This is a genomic window from Bacteroidota bacterium, assembly GCA_040388375.1.
Lineage (GTDB): Bacteria > Bacteroidota > Bacteroidia > UKL13-3 > UKL13-3 > JAAFJM01.
Window position 1 is genome coordinate 1 of record JAZKBU010000031.1, and the last position, 3,733, is coordinate 3,733.

Here is a 3,733-nt window from a genome sequence, read left to right on the forward strand (position 1 = left end):
GAATTGATTAAATAAATTTTAACTACTACTAACTAAGCAAATTCCTTTACAGTATAGACAATTCATGGTTTTTTAAGTGATAAATGGTACACCAAGAAAATAAAAACCTAGTAATAATGCTCCCTAATACATTTTTAAAATAAAAGAGAGGAAAATTAACTCCTCTCTTTTATGGATACTTAACTCCACTTTATTTTGTTTTTCAGCTATTTATAAAATCACAATATTCAAAAGTGACAAATGGTACACTACCAACCATCTAATGCTTATTAATTAATGAAGGTCTGTTTGACCAACTTAATTTTTCCAACTCATCTATTAATTCTTTATTACTATCATAATAAAAAAGAGTTTTTACACAAATCATATATAAATCATCTGAAAAAATTTCTATTTTTAGTAATTTTTTTTTGTCTTCTTTATGAAAAACTAATTTGTGAACACCTGTAAAAATTTCATTTTTAGTATTAAATTTTATGCTTAATGGCATTGTATCTTTTTTATTAATTGATTGGATAATTTCCCATGAACCCTCATCTGTCTTGATATTCTTACCTATCAATGCTTCATCACATCGATTATCTATTTTACACAATGAAGCTCTATTATTTTTTTCAAAGAATATAATCATATTAGCCAAAACACAGGGTTTAACATCATACCCCTTGTAGTAGATTGTATCGACAACCCAAGTGCCCTCCATTACTTTATTTATATTGGTCTTACATGAACCAAATATAAATAAGGCTGCAAAGAGCAAAAAAAACATAGAAATTTGTTTAGTCATTTAATCGTTAATTAAGGTTTTTTAATCGATACAGCAGAGGGTGGAGGTACTTGATAAGTATTATCAGTTGGTGTTGTAGAACCAGCAGGATTAGGGACAGGAGATGATGTTGGAGTTGTTGCTTTGGGATTATACTTATTGTATATCTTAATTCCAATGTTATAAATTTCTTTATCATCAGTATTATTAACGCCCTGCAAAACTACATTCATTATATTAGTCAAACTTTCCTTATTTTGATATTTTTTATCAATTAAACCATTCTCTATGGATAATTCTGTTTTTACATTTTCAAAAGCTTTTTCAGCCAATTCTGTATGTTCAGTTATTAAATCATTATCGTACAAATCTTGAAAATATGCTACTTGTTCTGAAACAAATATTATTGCTTCCATTGCTGCCACACCTTTAGCCATAGCTTTGGTTTTATTCCCAGGAGGTATACTTAAATTTCCAGGTGTTCCTTTCTTACCATAGTTTCTAGATCTATTATTCTCTGTTTGAGGTTTCCAAGCATTGGGAAGTTGCTCCCCAGGAATATCAGTAGCTTGTGCTTGAGTTTTAATATTAAATTGAATACTTGCAATTGTTGGATTATACCCAATATCTCCTTGCTTCCATTTTGCAGGATTTAAGTTTTTTGAAACAAAATTTCCAACTAACCAAAAGTTCTCTACTTTAAGTTGTAATCGGCCATACTTATATTCAACCCTTGCTTCATCTGCATCTAAGAATTCTAAGCCATCTAAATCTATTCCATCAATAGGTCTATTCCCAGCAAATTGATAAGGTGTCCACCAAGGATATTCACCAGTTAACGGATCAACACTTAAAAACTTACCTAATTGTGCATTATAGATACGGAAACCATAATCGTAAGTGCTTCCACCACCACCCATTCCTTCTGGGTCAAGTTCTTTACCGTTAAAACCAAACCTATACCCATTTTCCGCTTCTACCTCTTCCAAAGTAAAGTTACAGATTTGCACACTACCAGAAGCATTACCTGCCTCATGGAATATTACATTGGTTTCAAAGCCAGTAGCAGTGAAAATATAACTGTAATCACCAGGGGTCATAAAATCTGTTATGCTTATTAAGTTTGTGGTACTCGCGACATCTTTTACGTACATGTATGGCCAGCCACGTAGGTTTACTTTAAACATGATGCGGTAGGTTTTGCCTGCCTCGGTACTAAAGGTTTTTTGCATACCTGCATTTAAGGCTGTTACGGTTGCACGTATGTTACCGTATACATTGCTTAAGGTTGCATTGCTGGTTGCTACCCACCCGTCAACACCGCTTGAAAACGAACTTTCGCTCACGGTTTTTGTCACTAACACACTGCTTACCTGTTTGTTACGAGTAGCCATTGGAGCCCCGAACGAATGGTAATATAATGGGTATTTAGTTAGCATTTTATAAACTCAATAATATAAAAAAGGAGTTGCTTTTAATACTGATTGATAAAATAATTTTTAGCAGCTTTTTTAATTCAAATTCCTTTACAGTATTGACAATTCATGGTTTTTTAGGTGATAAATGGTACACCAAGAAAATACAAACCTAGTAATAATGCTCCCTAACGCATTTATAAAATAAAAGAGAGGAATATTAACCCCTCTCTTTTATGGTTATTTAACTACACTTTATTTTGTTTTTCAGTTATTTAGAAAATCATTATATCCAAAAGTGATAAATGTTACACTACCAGCGGTTGCTATTTTATTATAAAAAAGAACCAACAATAAACATCAATAAAACAATAGTTACTATACCGATCAATCTATTCCATAGTGAACTACCTAAAATACTTTCAGAATCATTATCGCCTTCTTCTGTATAAAAATAATTAATACTTTTTTTCCTATCACTAAATAACCATCTCATTACCGCACCAATGTATGCGAAAAAAAATCCTACCATATTATTTTTTCTCCTCCTTTTCTTTTTTATCTTTTGCAACAGTCTTCACAATTTCACCTGCATCTTTTAACTTCTCCAGAGTCTCTTTTCCTTTTTTATTTAACTGTTTCAAGTTCAGTACCTTAGCATTATGCTTTTTATGTAGTAAGTGTTTTGCACTTTGGGACATAGCTTTTCTTTCTGCCTGCGTTAACATAGTATTCGCAAACTTACTTAATCCCATAGCCGCGGCTTTCGATACTGGTTTAAAAATTCGTTCCGTTGGAATTAATGTTGACAAAGTCCCAATTGTAGCATCAGTTAGTTCTGTGCCTCTAGTCAAATTATGACCCTCTAAATTTGTAGGTTCCATTCCTATTAAATTGGTAACTGTTGCTGACAAGTCATTTAATGAGCCATATACTACACCACCTGCAAATTTTGCTGCTTTAGTTATGTAACCATCGTCTTCTTTTACCGTCAAAAAATTATCTTTTATTTTTTCTACTGCATTAGGAATGAATGGCTTAATAGTGCCCATTGATTTTTGATTTTTTACCCTCGCATTAACGATAGCGTTTTCGCATTTATTACCACCATTATTAACATTATCTCTTGCAGATTGCCAAATATTGTATTTGTTAAGTCTAGCAGGTTCAGCACCATCTAAATCTATAAATTGAATAGGACTATTACCTGAAAATTGATATGCTGAATAATATGGATAATCTTCAAACAACGGATCAACACTCAAAAACCTACCTAATCGATTATTATAAATCCTAAAACCATAATCTTGTGTTTGGGTTTCACCGTCATTCTCTTTACCATTAAAACCAAACCTATACCCATTTTCCGCTTCTACCTCTTCCAAAGTAAAGTTACAGATTTGCACACTACCAGAAGCATTACCTGCCTCATGGAATATTACATTGGTTTCAAAGCCAGTAGCAGTGAAAATATAACTGTAATCACCAGGGGTCATAAAATCTGTTATGCTTATTAAGTTTGTGGTACTCGCGACATCTTTTACGTACATGT

Annotated in this window: 4 protein-coding genes; all 4 read right to left on the minus strand. The window is 32.4% G+C overall.

What is annotated here, in order from left to right:
- Positions 1 to 259: 259 nt before the first annotated feature.
- Positions 260 to 787 (minus strand): hypothetical protein, encoded by a 528-nt coding sequence (locus V4538_17665; protein ID MES2382880.1) that lies wholly within the window; start codon positions 785 to 787, stop codon positions 260 to 262.
- Between the two features lie 11 nt (positions 788 to 798).
- Positions 799 to 2,205 carry an RHS repeat-associated core domain-containing protein gene (locus V4538_17670; GenBank protein MES2382881.1) on the minus strand — a complete coding sequence of 469 codons (1,407 nt, stop codon included), beginning with the start codon at positions 2,203 to 2,205 and terminating at the stop codon, positions 799 to 801.
- Between the two features lie 310 nt (positions 2,206 to 2,515).
- The gene (locus V4538_17675; protein ID MES2382882.1) at positions 2,516 to 2,713 is read right to left on the minus strand and encodes a hypothetical protein; all 198 of its coding nucleotides are present in this window, start codon (positions 2,711 to 2,713) and stop codon (positions 2,516 to 2,518) included.
- A gap of 1 nt (position 2,714) precedes the next feature.
- Positions 2,715 to 3,733, minus strand: a 1,019-nt coding sequence (locus V4538_17680) for an RHS repeat-associated core domain-containing protein (protein ID MES2382883.1), incomplete at its 5' end; no start/stop codon positions are given.